Annotated in this window: 11 protein-coding genes and 1 pseudogene; 3 read left to right on the forward strand and 9 right to left on the reverse strand. The window is 73.3% G+C overall.

Annotation, left to right across the window (positions count from 1 at the left end):
- Positions 1-23: 23 nt before the first annotated feature.
- The 4 genes from ACSNOA_RS12110 to ACSNOA_RS12125 all read right to left on the reverse strand — a co-directional run bounded on the left by ACSNOA_RS12110 (position 24) and on the right by ACSNOA_RS12125 (position 4,515).
- Entirely contained in the window at positions 24-1,169 is a 1,146-nt protein-coding gene (locus tag ACSNOA_RS12110) for an MBL fold metallo-hydrolase (RefSeq protein WP_436658072.1), read from the reverse strand.
- 105 nt (positions 1,170-1,274) lie between these two features.
- Complete coding sequence (locus tag ACSNOA_RS12115; RefSeq protein ID WP_436658073.1) at positions 1,275-2,291, reverse strand: serine hydrolase; 1,017 nt, start codon at positions 2,289-2,291, stop codon at positions 1,275-1,277.
- A 98-nt stretch (positions 2,292-2,389) separates the two neighbouring features.
- Positions 2,390-3,334, reverse strand: coding sequence for an SDR family NAD(P)-dependent oxidoreductase (locus tag ACSNOA_RS12120; protein ID WP_436658074.1), 945 nt, complete (start codon positions 3,332-3,334; stop codon positions 2,390-2,392).
- Positions 3,331-4,515 carry a zinc-dependent alcohol dehydrogenase gene (locus ACSNOA_RS12125; RefSeq protein ID WP_436658075.1) on the reverse strand — a complete coding sequence of 395 codons (1,185 nt, stop codon included), beginning with the start codon at positions 4,513-4,515 and terminating at the stop codon, positions 3,331-3,333. Before ACSNOA_RS12125 ends, ACSNOA_RS12120 begins: the two co-directional genes overlap by 4 nt.
- A gap of 181 nt (positions 4,516-4,696) precedes the next feature.
- Between ACSNOA_RS12125 and ACSNOA_RS12130 the strand changes: the two genes are divergently transcribed.
- Positions 4,697-5,266: an RNA polymerase sigma factor gene (locus tag ACSNOA_RS12130; RefSeq protein WP_436658076.1), complete on the forward strand. Its 570-nt coding sequence runs from the start codon at positions 4,697-4,699 to the stop codon at positions 5,264-5,266.
- 17 nt (positions 5,267-5,283) lie between these two features.
- Positions 5,284-6,237 carry a CU044_5270 family protein gene (locus ACSNOA_RS12135; RefSeq protein ID WP_436658077.1) on the forward strand — a complete coding sequence of 318 codons (954 nt, stop codon included), beginning with the start codon at positions 5,284-5,286 and terminating at the stop codon, positions 6,235-6,237.
- An 80-nt stretch (positions 6,238-6,317) separates the two neighbouring features.
- On the opposite strand, the gene ACSNOA_RS12140 is transcribed toward ACSNOA_RS12135, so the two are convergent.
- The 3 genes from ACSNOA_RS12140 to ACSNOA_RS12150 are packed head-to-tail and all read right to left on the reverse strand — an operon-like array spanning position 6,318 to position 9,708.
- On the reverse strand, positions 6,318-7,079 hold the full coding sequence (locus tag ACSNOA_RS12140) for a succinate dehydrogenase/fumarate reductase iron-sulfur subunit (protein ID WP_436658078.1): 762 nt from the start codon (positions 7,077-7,079) through the stop codon (positions 6,318-6,320).
- Complete coding sequence (locus ACSNOA_RS12145) at positions 7,076-9,013, reverse strand: fumarate reductase/succinate dehydrogenase flavoprotein subunit (RefSeq protein WP_436658079.1); 1,938 nt, start codon at positions 9,011-9,013, stop codon at positions 7,076-7,078. Before ACSNOA_RS12145 ends, ACSNOA_RS12140 begins: the two co-directional genes overlap by 4 nt.
- A 2-nt stretch (positions 9,014-9,015) precedes the next feature.
- A complete protein-coding gene (locus ACSNOA_RS12150) occupies positions 9,016-9,708 on the reverse strand; it encodes a succinate dehydrogenase cytochrome b subunit (RefSeq protein ID WP_436658080.1) in 693 nt (230 codons plus the stop codon).
- A gap of 77 nt (positions 9,709-9,785) precedes the next feature.
- Between ACSNOA_RS12150 and ACSNOA_RS12155 the strand changes: the two genes are divergently transcribed.
- The gene (locus ACSNOA_RS12155) at positions 9,786-10,715 is read left to right on the forward strand and encodes a LysR family transcriptional regulator (RefSeq protein ID WP_436658081.1); all 930 of its coding nucleotides are present in this window, start codon (positions 9,786-9,788) and stop codon (positions 10,713-10,715) included.
- A 35-nt stretch (positions 10,716-10,750) separates the two neighbouring features.
- Here ACSNOA_RS12155 and ACSNOA_RS12160 read toward each other — a convergent pair.
- Together ACSNOA_RS12160 and hrpA are read right to left on the reverse strand one after the other, a co-directional pair.
- Positions 10,751-11,434 (reverse strand): annotated as a pseudogene (locus ACSNOA_RS12160) (DUF998 domain-containing protein); the annotation flags it as partial.
- 94 nt (positions 11,435-11,528) lie between these two features.
- Positions 11,529-15,560 (reverse strand): ATP-dependent RNA helicase HrpA, encoded by a 4,032-nt coding sequence (gene hrpA, locus ACSNOA_RS12165; RefSeq protein ID WP_436658082.1) that lies wholly within the window; start codon positions 15,558-15,560, stop codon positions 11,529-11,531.
- Positions 15,561-15,724 lie beyond the last annotated feature (164 nt).

Genomic DNA, 15,724 nt, shown 5'->3' on the forward strand with positions numbered 1-15,724 from the left:
GCTCTGAACAGTGTCGGACGCGGTCAGGCGACCGCCTGCCACCAGCCGTCGACCGGCGGCGGATCGTCCACCACCACGCGCTCGCCCGGCCGGGGCACGGCGATCCGGACGTCGCGGGCCTTCGCCTCCGCCCAGAGCCGGTCCACGGGCTCACCCCAGTCGTGCAGAGCCAGGTTGAACGTGGCCCAGTGCACCGGGAGGAACAGGCCGCCGCGCAGGTCGAGGTGGGCGGCCACGGCCTCCTCCGGGTACATGTGGATGCTCGGCCAGGCCCGGTCGTACGCGCCGATCTGCATGAGCGTCACGTCGAACGGGCCGTGCTCCGCGCCGATCGCCGCGTAGCCGGCGAAGTAGCCGGAGTCGCCGGTGTAGAACACCTTCCGCCGCGTGCCGGCGATCACCCACGAGCTCCACAGGGTGCCGTCGCGGCGCACCCCCCGCCCCGAGAAGTGCTGCGCGGCCGTCGCCGTGATCTCGAGGCCGGCCACCCGGTGGCTCTCCGACCAGTCCAGCTCGACGATCCGATTCGCCGGAACACCCCAGCGGTCGAGGTGCGCGCCGACCCCGAGCGGCACCAGGAACGGCGCGTCCTGGCCGGCGAGCAGCCCGCGTACGGTGGGCAGGTCCAGGTGGTCGTAGTGGTCGTGGGAGATCACGATGGCGTCCAGCCGGGGCAGCTCGTCGAGGCGGACCGGCGGCTCGTGCAGCCGGCGCGGGCCGACCAGCGCCGACGGGGAGCAGCGCTCGCTCCACACGGGGTCGAGCAGCACCCGCCGCCCCTCGATCTCGACCAGCGCCGAGGCGTGGCCGTACCAGACCACGTTCAGTTCCCCGCCGCTGTCGGCGGCGGGCGCGTCGGCGGGGCGCAGCAGCGGCACCCGCGCGCTCGGACGGCGCTTCTGCTTGCCGAAGAACAGCTCCCACAGCAGGTTGCGCCCCGGCTCGGCGACCGTCGACCGCGTGCTCACCGGGTTGTGGAACCGACCGTCGCGGAACTGCGGGGACCGCGCCGCCCGCTCCGCCCGCGCGCCGGTCAGCCGGCCGCCCAGGGCCAGGGGCACGTCCCTGGCCGCCCAGGCGAGCCCCGCCAGCGCGGCCGCGCCGGCCAGGCCGCCGAGCCGCCGGCCGAGCGCGCCGTCGCGTTCCGGTCGTTGCGCTGGTGCCCCCATGCTCGTCCCCTCCGGCCGTCTCCCGCACTCCACCGTAGTCACCGAGCGGCCGCCGCGCTCCCGGGAATCGGGGGGCACGACGGCCGTGGACGGTGCGGTGGGCGCTCAGCCGCCGTTGCTCGGCCGCTGGCGGCCCGGCCGGTGGCGCCGGCCGGCGCCGGCGAGGCGGGCCGTCGCGTTCATCATGGTCCGGCCCAGCCGGGCCCGGGCCTGCACGGCCGGGTGGGTGGCGCCGAAGTTGTCCGCGTCGGCCTGGCCGTCGGCGAAGATCGCGTACGTGAGCACGGCGGCGCCCGTCGCGTCGAAGATGACGCCCGCCTCGTGCCGGGCCGTGCCGAACCAGCCCGCCTTGGTGGCGACCCGGGCCCGCTCCTCGGACGACATGGTGCGCCGGATCCCGTCGGTGAACGCGATGGGGGAGCGCAGCAGGTTGAGCAGGAACGCCGTGGACGCCGGGGAGAGCAGGGTGCCGGCCACCAGCGCGCGCAGCAGCTCGTGGGTCTCCCGGGGCGTGCTGGTGCCGAGGAAGAACCGGTTGGGGTTGGCCACGGGCTCCACCTGGGTGTTGGGGAAGCCCTTGGCGACGAGGATGCTGTTGAGCTCGGCGGCGGGGCAGACCAGGCCGCAGAGGCGTACGGCGGTGTCGTCGGAGACCGTCAGCAGGGCCGCGAGGACGTGCCCGAGGGTGACGGAGCTGGGGTAGGCGTTGTCGAGGCTGAAGATGCCGTCGCCGCCGGGGACCACGATCGCGGCGGTCACGTCGACCCGCTGGTCGAGCGTGAGCAGGCCGCGGTCGACCTTGTCGAGCACCGCCGTGGCCACCGCGATCTTGTTGACGCTGTAGGCCTCCAGTCGCTGGTCAGGGTCGTCGGCCACGGCCACCACGGGGTCGCCGGAGGCGGCGTCCGCCACGCTGACGTACGCCTGCCAGTTGCCGCCGGCCTGCGTCGTCTCCCGCTGGTAGGCCTCGGCGACCCGGGCGGCGACCCGCTGCGGGGTGGCGGCGGCCGTGGCGAGGTCCGGGTCCGCGTCACCGACGGCGGCGGACGCCGGTGTGGCGGCGGCCAGCACCGTCCCGGCGGTGGCCACCGTGCCCAGCCCGAGCGCGGTCCTGCGGTTCACCCTGATAGTCAATCTTCTCTCCCGTCGTGGTGCAGCCGACTGCTCTGCGGTCCACCACACTAGAAGAACCGATCGATGTCCGTGACCCCGACGACGGCTCACCGCGCCCGTCGCAGGACGCGCGCGCCGACCGTCCGCGGGAACGCGGCGGCGCCCCGCAGGAGGTGGGTGAGGTCGGGCAGCCAGCCGCCACGCACCGCCTCGCTGGCCGGGTCGGGCGCGAAGATCACCCCGTCGTGCGCGGCCACCGTCTGGTCCGCGATCCCCAGCCGCCGCATGAGCGGCCCGACCAGCACGTCGTAGAGGCCGGGCAGCACCGTGAAGCCCACCCGCATCAGCGGGTTGAGCCGACCCACCGACACCTCCCGGCGGGGCCGCTCGACGCAGCCGACGATCGCCCGGGCCGCCCGTCGCGCCGTGGTGATCGGTGGCGGCGGCCGCCCGACGTGGCCCAGGTGGTTCGCCGCACGCTGGTAGATCGGCGTGTCCACGCTGCCGGGGCTCACGAGGCAGACGTGGATGTCCGGGGTGTCGCGCAGCTCCTGCTGGAGCACCCGGACGAGCCCGGCGAGCCCCCACTTCGCGGCCACGTACGCGCCCAGGTAGGGCGCCGTGATGTGCCCGAGCACCGAGCCGGTGAGGACCAGGGTGCCCGACCCGGTGGTCCGGAAGTGCCGCAGCGCCACCCGCGCCGCGTCGGCGGCGGCCAGCAGGTCGGTCCGGACCACCTGCTCGAAGACCGGGCCGGGCGTCTGGTCGAACCGCCCGTACGCGGTGACCGCCGCGGTGTGCACCCAGACGTCGATGCGGCCGAACCGGTCGACGGCCGCGGCGGCGAGGGCCTCCAACGCGCCGGGCGTGGTGATGTCGGTCGGCACGGTGAGCACCTCCGCGCCCTCGGCCGCGCACTCGGCGCGTACCTCCTCGAGGGTCCGCGGGGCGCGGGCGGCGAGCACCAGGCGGTCGCCGCGCCGGGCGAACTCCCGGGCCGCCGCCCGTCCGATGCCGCTGGTCGCGCCGACGGCCACCACCACCCGGCTCACGGCTCGAGCACGACCTTCACGCAGCCGTCCCGCTTCTGCTGGAACATCTCGTACGCCTCGGGCGCGCGTTGCAGCGGCACGCGGTGGGTGCGCAGGTCCCGGACGCCGAGCGGGTCGTCCTCGTCGCTCAGCAGCGGCAGGATCTCGTCGACCCAGCGGCGTACGTGACACTGGCCCATCCGCAGCTGGACGCCCCGGTCGAACATCTCCATGAGCGGCATCGGGTCCTGCTCGCCGCCGTAGACCCCGGAGAGCGAGACGGTGCCGCCGCGGCGGACGGACTTGAGCGCGGCGTGCAGCACGCTGAGCCGGTCCACGCCGGCCCGGTCGATCATCTCCTGGGCGAGCCGGTCGGGCAGCAGGCCGGCGGCGGCCTGGGCGAGCTTGCCGGCGGGGGAGCCGTGGGCCTCCATGCCGACCGCGTCGATCACGGCGTCGGGGCCCCGACCGTCCACGAGGTCGACGAGGGTGCCCGGCACGTCGTCGATCTCGCGTACGTCGAGCACCTCCACACCGTGACGGCGGGCCAGCTCCAGCCGCTCGGGCACCAGGTCGAGCCCGATCACCCGGCCGGCCCCCAGGTGCCGGCCGACGCGGGCGCAGAACTGCCCGACGGGGCCGAGCCCGAAGACCGCGAGCGTGCCGCCGGGCGGGGTGTCGGCGTACCGCACGGCCTGCCAGGCGGTGGGGAGGATGTCGGAGAGGTAGAGCCACTGCTCGTCCGGGCCGGTCTCGGGGACCTTGATCGGGCCGAACTGGGCGTGCGGCACCCGCAGGTACTCGGCCTGGCCCCCGGGCACCGAGCCGTACAGCGAGGTGTAGCCGAACAGGGCGGCGCCCTTGCCCTCGGCGCGGACCTGGGTGGTCTCGCACTGGGCGTAGAGCTGCCTCTGGCACATCCAGCAGGCGCCGCAGGCGATGTTGAAGGGCACCACGACCCGGTCGCCCGGCCTGAGCCGGGTCACCGCGGGGCCGACCTCCTCGACGATGCCCATCGGCTCGTGGCCGAGGACGTCGCCCGGCTTGAGGTACGGCGCGAGCACCTCGTAGAGGTGCAGGTCGGAGCCGCAGATGGCGGTCGAGGTGATCCGGACGATCGCGTCGGTCGGCTCCTCGATCCGCGGATCGGGCACCTCCTCCACCCGCACGTCGCGCTTACCCTGCCACGTCAGTGCCTTCATGTCCGGTTCCCTCCGGGAGGTGGTCCTGCACTGCTACCCGGGTGTGGGCAGTTGAACCGGGGGACGGGGCCCGCACGGGGAGCACGGCGCGGGGCGTTCCGCGTCGTCCGCCCCGGATCCGGTAACACCCGCGTCCCGGCGTACGAAGAAGAGGTGTAACGGCTACCAGGGAGGACAGCCCGTGCATGATCCTGGCCCGGCGGAGGGTGACATCTCCCGCATCGGAGTCGATCCCGAGGCCTTCGAGGCCTTCTACCGGCGGCACGTGGAGGCGGTGGGACGGTTCGTGGCGCGGCGGGTCGACGACCCGCACCTCGCCGCCGACCTGACCGCCGACGTGTTCCTGGCGGTGATCGAGTCTGCGGCCGGCTACCGCCCGGAACGGGGCAGCCAGATCGGCTGGCTGTTCGGGGTGGCCCGCAACGTCGTCGCCGACGAGCGGCGTCGGGCGGCCCAGCGGCTGCGGGTGACCGGCCGGATCGCCGGACGACGGGAGCTGGACGCCGACGACATCGCCCGCATCGAGGAGCGGATCGACGCCGAGTCGGCGGCCCGCCGTACCCATCGGGCGCTGAGCGGGCTGCCCGGGGAGACCCGGGCGCTTGTCGAGCTCGTCGCCGTGGACGGCCTCACGGTGGCGGAGGCGGCGGCCGCGCTCGGGTTGTCGCCGGTCGCCGCCCGGGTCCGCCTGCATCGCGCCCGCCGCACCGTCCGGGCCGTGCTCGCCCGCCCGGCCGCCACCCTCGCCTGACGAGACGGAGACACGCCATGACCAGGAGAGACGGTTTCGAGGAGCAGCTCCTCACGGATCTGCGGGCGCACGTCGTCCGGCGGGCCGGGGCGCCGTCGGCGGCCCGCCCGGTCGCACGACGCGTCCGGGTCCCGCGCGGTTGGCGCCTCGCGGGCGCGTTCGGGCTGGCGGTCGTGCTGACCGCCGGAGGTCTGGCGGTGCAGACGATGGGGGTGGGCGACCGGCCGCCGCCCACGGCCAGCGCGTCGGAGATCTTCCGACTGGCCGCCGACGCCGCCCGGGAGCAGCCCGAGCTCGTCGCCCGACCCGAGCAGTACGTCTTCACGGAGTTTCTGGCCACGACTCGGGAGAGGCCGGACAGCGGCCCGTACCGCACCTCACGGGCGCAGGTGTGGCGGTCGGCGGGGGGCCTGGCGCACGTGCAGGCCCGGTACCGACCAGAGAACGAACCGGACGGGTGGGGCGCGCTGCGGGTGCTCCGTCCGAACGATGCCGCGGATCCCCGCAGGGAGCTCGACGAGCTGCCGCCGCCCGCCTACCACGGCGATCTGCCCACCGACCCGGACGAGCTGCTCCGGTACCTCCGGGAACACCCGGTCGACCTGCACCTGCCCGAGGGCGCCGACGAGAAGGCCGTGTACGGGGACGAGCGCATGCCGTACGCCACGGCGCGGTCGATGCTCGACGGCTACGTGCCGCCCCGGGCGCTCGCGGCGCTGTTCGAACTGCTGGCGCGGGAGCCGGGAGCGGTCGTCATTCCCGGCGACGTGGTGGACGCCGCCGGCCGGCGCGGGGTGGCCATCCGGATGCCCGGTGTGATCGGCGGCAACAACGACTTCGTCTTCGACCGGGACACCCACGTCTACCTCGGCACCCGCGACTCCGTCGTCCGCGACGGCAAGGAGTCGCTGTTCTCGGCCACCGCGCTGCTCCGGGTCGCGATCGTCGACCGGCCGGGCCAACTGCCCTGACCGACGCGAACCGGCGCCGCCGGGACGACGACGGGCCGCCGCACCACGGGGGTGCGGCGGCCCGTCGATGGGGCGACCCGTCAGGAGCCGGGCTTGCCGGCCGCCTTCGTGGTGGCCGTCAGGTAGTCCCGGTTGAGGCGACCGATGGTGTTGAGCGGGATGCCCTTCGGGCAGGCCACGGTGCACTCGCCGGCGTTGGTGCAGCCACCGAAGCCCGCCTCGTCGTGCGCGTCGACCATGCCGATCACCCGGGTGTACCGCTCCGGCTGGCCCTGGGGCAGCAGCGAGAGCTGGGTGACCTTGGCGGCGGTGAAGAGCATGCCGGAGCCGTTCGGGCAGGCCGCCACGCACGCGCCGCAGCCGATGCAGGCGGCCGCCTCGAAGGCCGCGTCCGCGTTGGCCTTGGCCACCGGCACCGAGTGGGCCTCCGGCGCGCTGCCGGTGGGCGCCGTGATGTAGCCGCCGGCCGCGATGACCTTGTCGAGCGCTCCCCGGTTGACCACCAGGTCCTTGATGACCGGGAAGGCCCGGGCGCGCCACGGCTCGATGTCGATGGTGTCGCCGTCGGAGAACTGCCGCATGTGCAGCTGGCAGGCGGTGGTGCCGCGCTGCGGCCCGTGCGCCTGACCGTTGATCATCATGCCGCACATGCCGCAGATGCCCTCGCGGCAGTCGTGGTCGAAGGCCACCGGGTCCTCGCCGGCGAGGATCAGGCGCTCGTTGAGCACGTCGAGCATCTCGAGGAACGACATGTCCGGGGACACGTCGTCGACCTTGTAGGTGACCATCCGACCCTTGTCCTCGGGACCGGACTGGCGCCAGATGCGCAGGGTCAGGTTCACTTGTAGCTCCGCTGCGTGGGGTGGACGTATTCGAACTTCAGGTCTTCCTTGTGCAGCACCGACGGCTGACCGGTGGCGGTGAACTCCCACGCCGCCACGTACGAGAAGTGCTCGTCGTCGCGCTGGGCCTCACCGTCTTCCGTCTGGTGCTCGGCCCGGAAGTGGCCGCCGCAGGACTCCTCGCGGTGCAGGGCGTCGATGCACATGAGCTCGGCCAGCTCGAAGAAGTCGGCCACCCGGCCGGCCTTCTCCAGCGACTGGTTGAGCCCCTCGCCGTCGCCGAGCACCCGCACCCGCTGCCAGAACTGGTCGCGCAGGGCGCGGATCTCGTCGATGGCCTTGCGCAGCCCGGCCTCGCTGCGCTCCATGCCGCAGTGGTCCCACATGATCTGGCCCAGCTCGCGGTGGAACGAGTCCACGGTCCGGTCGCCGTTGACCGCGAGCAGCCGCTGGATGCGGTCCTCCACGTCCCGGCGGGCCTCGACGGCCGCCGGGTGGCTGCCGTCGACCTTCTCGAACGGGCCGCCCGCCAGGTAGTTGGCGATCGTGTTGGGCAGCACGAAGTACCCGTCGGCGAGCCCCTGCATGAGCGCGGACGCGCCGAGCCGGTTGGCGCCGTGGTCGGAGAAGTTGGCCTCACCGATCACGAACAGGCCGGGGATGGTCGCCTGGAGGTCGTAGTCGACCCACAGCCCGCCCATCGTGTAGTGCACGGCGGGGTAGATGCGCATCGGCACCTCGTACGGGTCCTCGCCGGTGATGCGCTCGTACATCTCGAAGAGGTTGCCGTACTTGGACTCGACGGCCGTGCGGCCCAGCCGCCCGATGGCGTCGGCGAAGTCCAGGTAGACGCCGAGCCCGCCCGGGCCGACGCCCCGACCCTGGTCGCACACGGCCTTCGCGGCCCGGGAGGCGATGTCCCGGGGCACCAGGTTGCCGAAGGAGGGGTAGATCCGCTCCAGGTAGTAGTCCCGCTCGTCCTCGGGAATGTCCTTCGGGTTGCGGTCGTCGCCCTTGGCCTTCGGCACCCAGACGCGGCCGTCGTTGCGCAGCGACTCGCTCATGAGCGTGAGCTTCGACTGGTGGTCGCCGGAGACCGGGATGCAGGTCGGGTGGATCTGCGTGTAGCAGGGGTTCGCGAAGTACGCGCCCTTGCGGTGCGCCCGCCAGGTGGCCGTGACGTTGCAGCCCTTGGCGTTGGTGGACAGGTAGAAGACGTTGCCGTAGCCGCCGGAGGCGAGCACCACGGCGTCCGCGAACTCGGTCGTGATCTCGCCGGTGACCAGGTCCCGGACCACGATGCCCCGGGCCCGGCCGTCGACCACGATGAGCTCCAGCATCTCGTGCCGGGCGTTCATCTCGACGTTGCCGAGACCGATCTGCCGCTCCAGGGCCTGGTACGCGCCGAGCAGCAGCTGCTGACCCGTCTGGCCCCGGGCGTAGAAGGTGCGCTGCACCTGGGCGCCGCCGAACGAGCGGGTGTCGAGCAGACCGCCGTACTCGCGGGCGAACGGCACACCCTGGGCCACGCACTGGTCGATGATGTTGACCGAGACCTCGGCCAGCCGGTGCACGTTCGACTCCCGGGAGCGGAAGTCGCCGCCCTTGACGGTGTCGTAGAAGAGCCGGTGGACCGAGTCGCCGTCGTTGCGGTAGTTCTTGGCGGCGTTGATGCCGCCCTGCGCGGCGATCGAGTGGGCCCGGCGCGGGCTGTCCTGGTAGCAGTAGGACTTGACCCGGTAGCCCTGCTCGGCGAGCGTGGCGGCGGCCGAGCCGCCGGCCAGGCCGGTGCCGACCACGATCACGGTCATCTTCCGGCGGTTGGCCGGGTTGACCAGCTTGGCCTCGAAGCGCCGCCGTTCCCAGCGGGTCTCGATCGGGCCGTCGGGTGCCTTGGTGTCGGCGATCGGGTCGCCCTCGGTGTAGAGATCCATGGTCAGGCCACCAATCCGGTGAGTACGGCGAACGGGACCACCAGGAAGCCGGCGCAGAGCGCGACGGCGAAGACCAGGGCGGCGGCACGCGCCCGGCGCTCACCCTTGGGGGTCTGCTGCCCGAGGCTGCGGAACGCGCTGAACGCGCCGTGCCGCAGGTGGAAGCCGATCGCGACGATCGCCAGGGTGTAGAAGAGCGTGACGTACCAACGTTCCGGCGCGAAGTCGGCGACCACGTTGGCGTACGGCCTGCGCGGGTCGCCGACCGGGTTGAGGTTGCCGCTGGTCAGGTCCAGGAGGTGGTAGATGACGAAGAGCAGGATGATCACCCCGCCCCACCGCATCGTGCGGGCCGCGTAGCTGCCCTGCACCTTCGCGCAGTGGGCGTACGGGACCGGACGGGCGGCGCGGGCCCGCCTCGCCAGCACGGTGGCGGCGACGATGTGCCCGATCACCGCGACGGTCAGCACGCCGCGCTGGATCCAGAGGTACCAGACGCCCGGCAGCAGCGGCTTGCCGATGTCGCGCAGCCAGTGCGCGTAGTGGTCGAACGAGGTCTCCCCCGTGAACACCTTCAGGTTGCCGAGCATGTGCAGGATCAGGAACAGCACCAGGATGATGCCCGTCACCGCCATGAGGGCCTTGAGGCCGACGTTCGAGCGGATGGGCGACCGTGTTCTCGTCGTGACTACCACAGCCCCGACGCTAGGAGCACTTTGATCAGTCGTCCAATGCATCGACCTCGCAGTCTTGATAGACGTAGGCTATGTAGATGCAGCTACATCAGCTGAAGTACTTCGTTGCGGTGGCCGAAGTACGACATTTCACCCAGGCCGCCGACATCGTCGGCATAACCCAGCCCTCGTTGAGTAAGCAAATTCACGCTCTGGAGGCCGACCTCGGGGCCCCGCTGTTCGAGCGGGTAAGGGGCAACATCGCCCTCACCGCCGCCGGCGAGGTGCTCCTGCCGTTGGCCAAGCGGATCCTCGCCGACGTGGAGACCGCCACGCGCGAGGTGCAGGAGCTGGTCGGGCTGCGCCGCGGCCGGGTACGCCTCGGCGCCACCCCGAGCCTGGCCACCTCGCTCGCCCCGCCCGTGCTGCGCCGGTTCCGCGACGCCCACCCCTCGGTGGACCTGCGGGTGGAGGAGGGCGGCTCGCAGGACCTCGTCCGCGACCTGCTCCGCGGCGACCTGGACCTGGCGCTGATCATCATGCCGTCCACCGGCGCCGACCCGGGGCTGCGCGCCGACCCGATCCTGCGCGAGAGCCTCGTGGTCGCGTCCCTCCAGGAGCTGCCCGCCACCACGGTCAGCGGAGAGCTGCGCATCACCGACCTTCGGGACCGGCCGCTCGTCATGTTCCGGGAGGGCTACGACCTGCGCGACGCCACCATTCAGGCGTGCCGCGCCGCCGGCTTCGAGCCGACGCTGGCGGTCGACGGCGGCGAGATGGACGCGGTGCTGAGCTTCGTCGAGGCCGGCCTGGGCGTCGCGCTGGTGCCCGGCATCGTGGTGGCCCGCCGCCCCGGTGTGCGGATCACCCGGCTCGCCCCGCCCGGCGTCACCCGGACCATCGCGGTGGCGCGCCGCCGCGACGTGGTGCCCACCCACGCGGGCCGCGAGCTGCGCCGCATCCTGCTTGAGTACGTGCGCGACGCCACCGCCGAGGGCGAACTCCCGCCGGGCGTCGAACCGCTGTAGGCGCCGGTGTTGCGGTGCAGGTGGGCGACCAGCACCAGCAGACCGACCTCGCCGAGGCACACGAGGCGTTCGAGAAGGCCGACGAACGGGCGCAGCGGCGAGCCCACGAGGTAGGCCGCCACGAAGGGGACCAGCGCCACGGCGCAGGCGACCGCCGCGAGGACCACGACCCGGGCGAGCCGCCCCGGATGCCGTACGGCGACCAGCAGCGCGCCGACGGGCAGCCCGGACAGGGCGGCGACGGCGGCCCAGCGGTGGAGTTCGCCGGTGGTCGTCACGGGCACGCCGGCCGGATCGCGGGGGAAGACGACCAGGACGACGAGTCCCAGGCACCAGGCGCCCAGGGTGACCCGTCCCGCGGCCGGCAGCAGCCACCCCCACCCGCCGGCGGTCGGGCCGGACCGTCGCAGCGCCGGGGCGAGCAGCAGCGCCGACGCGGCGGCCAGCGTCAGGACGGCCACGTCGAACAGCCACCCGTGGCGGGCCAGCGCGTAGTCGCTCACCGTCTCGCGCACCGGGTGGACCGGACTGCCGGGCAGGTGCAGGAAGCCGAACAGGAGCATGGCCACCCCGGCCGCGACCAGCCCGGCGAGGCGGACGGCGGCCGCCACGCGGTCGGGCCGGGGCCGGCGCCCCGGCTGCGTGGCGGCGGCCGATCGGGGCGGGCGGGTGGTCCCGCCGCGGGAGACTGCTCCGGAGGTGGCACGGGCAGTGGGCACGGGCTGGTCTCCTCACCCGGTGGCGTGCCCGGTCGGCACGCGGAGGCGAGCGTGTTCCCGCTCCGCCCCGCGCCACACCCCCGGACCGGTTCGCTCAGCGCCCCTCGGCCTCGTCCATCGCCCGGTAGATCCGCTGCTCCGACACCGGGTATGGGGTGCCCAGCGCCTGGGCGAACACGTTCACCCGCAGCTCCTCGATCATCCAGCGGATCTGCCGGACCGCCGCCGACTGCCGCTTCGCGGCCGGCAGCGCGGCCAGCATGTCCTGGTACTCCTTCTGCACCACGGCGATCCGGTCCTGCTGCTGCTTGTCCCGCTGCGGGTTGCCCGGCAGCCGGTCCAGCCGCCGCTCGATCGCGGTGAGGTAGCGCAGCAGGTCGGGCAGGCGGGCGTACCCGGCCTCGGTGAGGAACCCGGCGTGCACGAGCCCGGTGAGCTGGGCGCGGATGTCGGCCAACGCGGCCACCACGGCGAGGTTCTGCGTCCGGCCGAGCCGCTGCTCCACCGCGTACGCGGCCGCGAGCACCTTGCGGGCCCGGTCCATCACCTCGACCACCGTGTCCACGAGGTCCGCCCGGACCCGCTCCCGCAGTGCCGCGAACCCGTCGGCGTCCCAGGCCGGGCCGCCCGCGTCGGCGACCAGCCTGTCGATCGCCGCGCCGGCCGCGTCCTCGATGAGCGCCTGCACCCCGCCGTGCGGGTTGCGGGACAGCGCCAGCTTCGCCTCGTTGCTGAGCCGGCCCTGGAGGAACTTCGCGGGCGACGGCACGGTGAGGCGCAGCAGCCGCCGGGTGCCCGCCCAGTGCGCCGCCTCCGCCTCGGCCGCCGAGTCGAAGACCCGTACGCCCACCGTGGCGCCCTCGTCGACGAGCGCCGGGTACGCGGTCACCGCGTACCCGGCCCGGACCTGCTCGATGGTGCGGGGCAGCGTGCCGATGCTCCACTCGCGCAGCCCGGTGCGGGCCACGTCCGGCGCGGCGGCCGCCACGACCTGGCGTACCTCCTGCTTGAGCTGGCGTTGCAGCGCCGGCAGGTCCTTGCCCTCGGCGACCGGCTTCTCGTCCTCGCCGAGCACCCGGAACGTCACCCGCAGGTGTGGCGGCAGCTTCGAGGGGTCCCACGCGTCGCGGGGCACGGTGACGCCGGTCATCCGGCGCAGCTGCCGGGTCAGCGCGTCCAGCAGCGGTTCCTCGCCGGCGGGCATCGCGGCGAGCGCGGCCCGGGCGTAGTCGGGCACCGGGACGAAGTTGCGCCGCAGCGCCTTGGGCAGCGAGCGGATGAGAGCCACCACCAGCTCCTCCCGCAACCCCGGCACCTGCCAGTCGAAGCTCTCCGCCGGCACCTGGTTGAGCAGCGGCAGCGGGATGTCGACGGTGACGCCGTCGGTCGCGGTGCCCGGTTCGAACCGGTACGTCAACGGCAGGGCCACCCCGTCGGCGCGCCACTCGTCGGGGTAATCGGCCTCGTCAACGCCGCCCCGGCCGGCGTTGACCAGCAGCTCGCGGGTGAAGGTGAGCAGGTCCGGCCGCTCCCGCCGGGTCTTCTTCCACCACGCGTCGAAGTGGCGGCCGGAGACCACGTCGGCGGGGATCCGGGCGTCGTAGAAGTCGAAGATGGTCTGGTCGTCGACGAGGATGTCCCGGCGGCGGGCGCGGTTCTCCAGCTCCTCGATCTCGGTGAGCAGCCGCTGGTTGTCCCGCCAGAAGTGGTGGTGGGTCTGCCAGTCGCCCTCGACGAGGGCGTGCCGGATGAACAGCTCGCGGCTCAGCGCCGGGTCGATCCGGCCGAAGTTCACCTTCCGGGCGGTGACGAGCGGGATCCCGTAGAGGGTGACCTTCTCGTACGCCATGACGGCCGCCTGCTTCTTCTCCCAGTGCGGCTCGCTGTAGCTGCGCTTGACCAGGTGCTGGGCGAGTGGCTCCACCCACTCCGGCTCGACCCGGCCGGCGATCCGGCCCCACAACCGGGACGTCTCCACCAGCTCGGCCACCACCACCCAGCGCGGCGGCTTGCGGAACAGCGCCGAGCCGGGGAACAGCCCGAACTTCGCCCCCCGCGCGCCCAGGTACTCGTTCTTCTGCGCGTCCTTGAGCCCGACGTGCGAGAGCAGCCCGGCCAGCAGCGACTGGTGCACCTTCGGGGTGTCGATCTCCTCCGGCAGGTCCGCGCCGACGCCGCGCCGGCCGCCGTCGGTCGCGCCGGCCTCCCGGGCCGGTCGCCCACCGCGGCCCTGCTCGGGGGCACGAAGCACCTGGCGCAGCTGGCTCACGATGTCCTGCCACTCGCGTACGCGCAGGTAGTTCAGGTATTCCGCCTTGCACATCCGACGGAAGGCGCTCGACGACAGGGCCCGCTGCTGCTCCCGCAGGTAGCGCCACAGGTTCAGCAGCGCCACGAAGTCCGACTCGCGGTCGGTGAACCGGGCGTGCGCCTGGTCGGCCTGGGCCTGCCGGTCGGCCGGCCGCTCCCGGGGGTCCTGGATCGACAGCGCCGCCGCGATCACCATGACCTCGGTGGCACAGCCGTTGCGCTCACCCTCGACGACCATGCGGGCCAGCCGGGGGTCCACGGGCAGCTGGGCGAGCCGCCGCCCGAGCGGCGTCAGCCGCTTCGCCGGGTCGGACTCCGCCGGGTCCAGCGCGCCCAGCTCGTGCAGCAGGTTGACGCCGTCGGTGATGTTGCGGCGGTCCGGCGGGTCGATGAACGGGAACGCCGCGATGTCACCGAGCCCGATCGCCGTCATCTGGAGGATGACCGAGGCGAGGTTGGTGCGCAGGATCTCCGGGTCGGTGAACTCGGGGCGGGACGCGAAGTCCTGCTCGTCGTAGAGGCGGATGCAGATGCCGTCCGAGGTGCGGCCGCAGCGGCCCTTGCGCTGGTTGGCCGACGCCTGCGACACCGGCTCGATCGGCAGCCGCTGCACCTTGAGACGGTTGCTGTAGCGGGAGATGCGGGCGGTGCCCGGGTCGACCACGTACTTGATGCCAGGAACGGTCAGCGACGTCTCCGCCACGTTCGTCGCGAGCACCACCCGTCGCCCGCGGTGCGGGGCGAACACGCGGTGCTGCTCGGCGGCGGAGAGCCGGGCGTACAGCGGCAGGATCTCGGTGCCCCGCAGCACGGGCTTCTTCTCGACCAGCCGCCCCAGCGCCTCGGCCGTGTCGCGGATCTCCCGCTCGCCGCTGAGGAAGACCAGGACGTCGCCGGGGCCCTCGGCGGCCAGCTCCTCGACGGCGTCGCCGATCGCCTGGATCTGGTCCCGGACGTTCTCCTCGTCCCCGTCGTCCTCCTCCGACTCGGCGACCTCGACGAGCGGCCGGTAGCGCACCTCGACCGGGTACGTCCGCCCGGAGACCTCGATGACCGGCGCGGGCCTGCCCTCGGCGTCGGCGAAGTGCCGCGCGAACCGGTCGGTCTCGATGGTCGCCGAGGTGATGACCACCTTGAGGTCGGGCCGGCGAGGAAGGAGCTGCTTCAGGTAGCCGAGGATGAAGTCGATGTTGAGGCTGCGCTCGTGGGCCTCGTCGATGATCAGCGTGTCGTACTGGCGCAGCATCCGGTCGGTCTGCAACTCGGCGAGCAGGATGCCGTCGGTCATCAGCTTCACGAGGCTGCGCTCGCTCACCTGGTCGGTGAAGCGGACCTTGTAGCCCACCACGTCGCCCAGCTCGGTGCCGAGCTCCTCGGCTATCCGATCGGCGACCGTACGCGCGGCGAGCCGGCGCGGCTGGGTGTGCCCCACCAGCCCGTTGATCCCGCGCCCCAGTTCCAGGCAGATCTTGGGCAACTGGGTGGTCTTCCCGGAGCCGGTCTCGCCCGCGACGATCACCACCTGGTGGTCGCGGATCGCGGCGGCGATGTCGTCCCTGCGCTCGCTCACCGGCAGGCCGGCCGGGTAGGTGACCGTCGGCACGGCGGCTCGGCGCTCGGCCAGCCGCTGCTCGGCCCGGTCGACCTCGGTGGTGATCTCGGCGAGCGCCGCCTCCCGCCGCTGCGGGTCGCGCAGTTTCCGCACACCGTCCAGCCGCCGCTGGAGCCGGCGCTGGTCGCGGAACAGGAGGGGGGAGAGGCGGCGGTGCAGCTCCCGTACGGTGTCGGGCGCGGCGGGTGTGGCTGGATTCTGCATGTCACCGCCAAGATTAGTCCGCGGCTCCGGGACCGCCTCCTGGTTTACCGCCCGGCGATCATCCGGGCGGTTCGGGCCGTGGAGCCGGCCGGGTTGGACCGGGCCGTGGAGCCGGCCGGGCTGGATCGGGCCGTGGAGCCGGCCGGGCTAGAGTGGCCGCCGAC

Source organism: Micromonospora sp. URMC 103 (assembly GCF_051386435.1).
GTDB lineage: Bacteria > Actinomycetota > Actinomycetes > Mycobacteriales > Micromonosporaceae > Micromonospora.

Bases quoted from the DNA above. Each gene is read 5' to 3' on its own strand.
- ACSNOA_RS12110 (WP_436658072.1), bottom strand. From the start codon at position 1,169: ATGGGGGCACCAGCGCAACGACCGGAACGCGACGGCGCGCTCGGCCGG.
- ACSNOA_RS12125 (WP_436658075.1), bottom strand. From the start codon at position 4,515: ATGAAGGCACTGACGTGGCAGGGTAAGCGCGACGTGCGGGTGGAGGAG.
- ACSNOA_RS12135 (WP_436658077.1), top strand. From the start codon at position 5,284: ATGACCAGGAGAGACGGTTTCGAGGAGCAGCTCCTCACGGATCTGCGG.
- ACSNOA_RS12145 (WP_436658079.1), bottom strand. From the start codon at position 9,013: ATGGATCTCTACACCGAGGGCGACCCGATCGCCGACACCAAGGCACCC.
- ACSNOA_RS12155 (WP_436658081.1), top strand. From the start codon at position 9,786: ATGCAGCTACATCAGCTGAAGTACTTCGTTGCGGTGGCCGAAGTACGA.
- hrpA (WP_436658082.1), bottom strand. From the start codon at position 15,560: ATGCAGAATCCAGCCACACCCGCCGCGCCCGACACCGTACGGGAGCTG.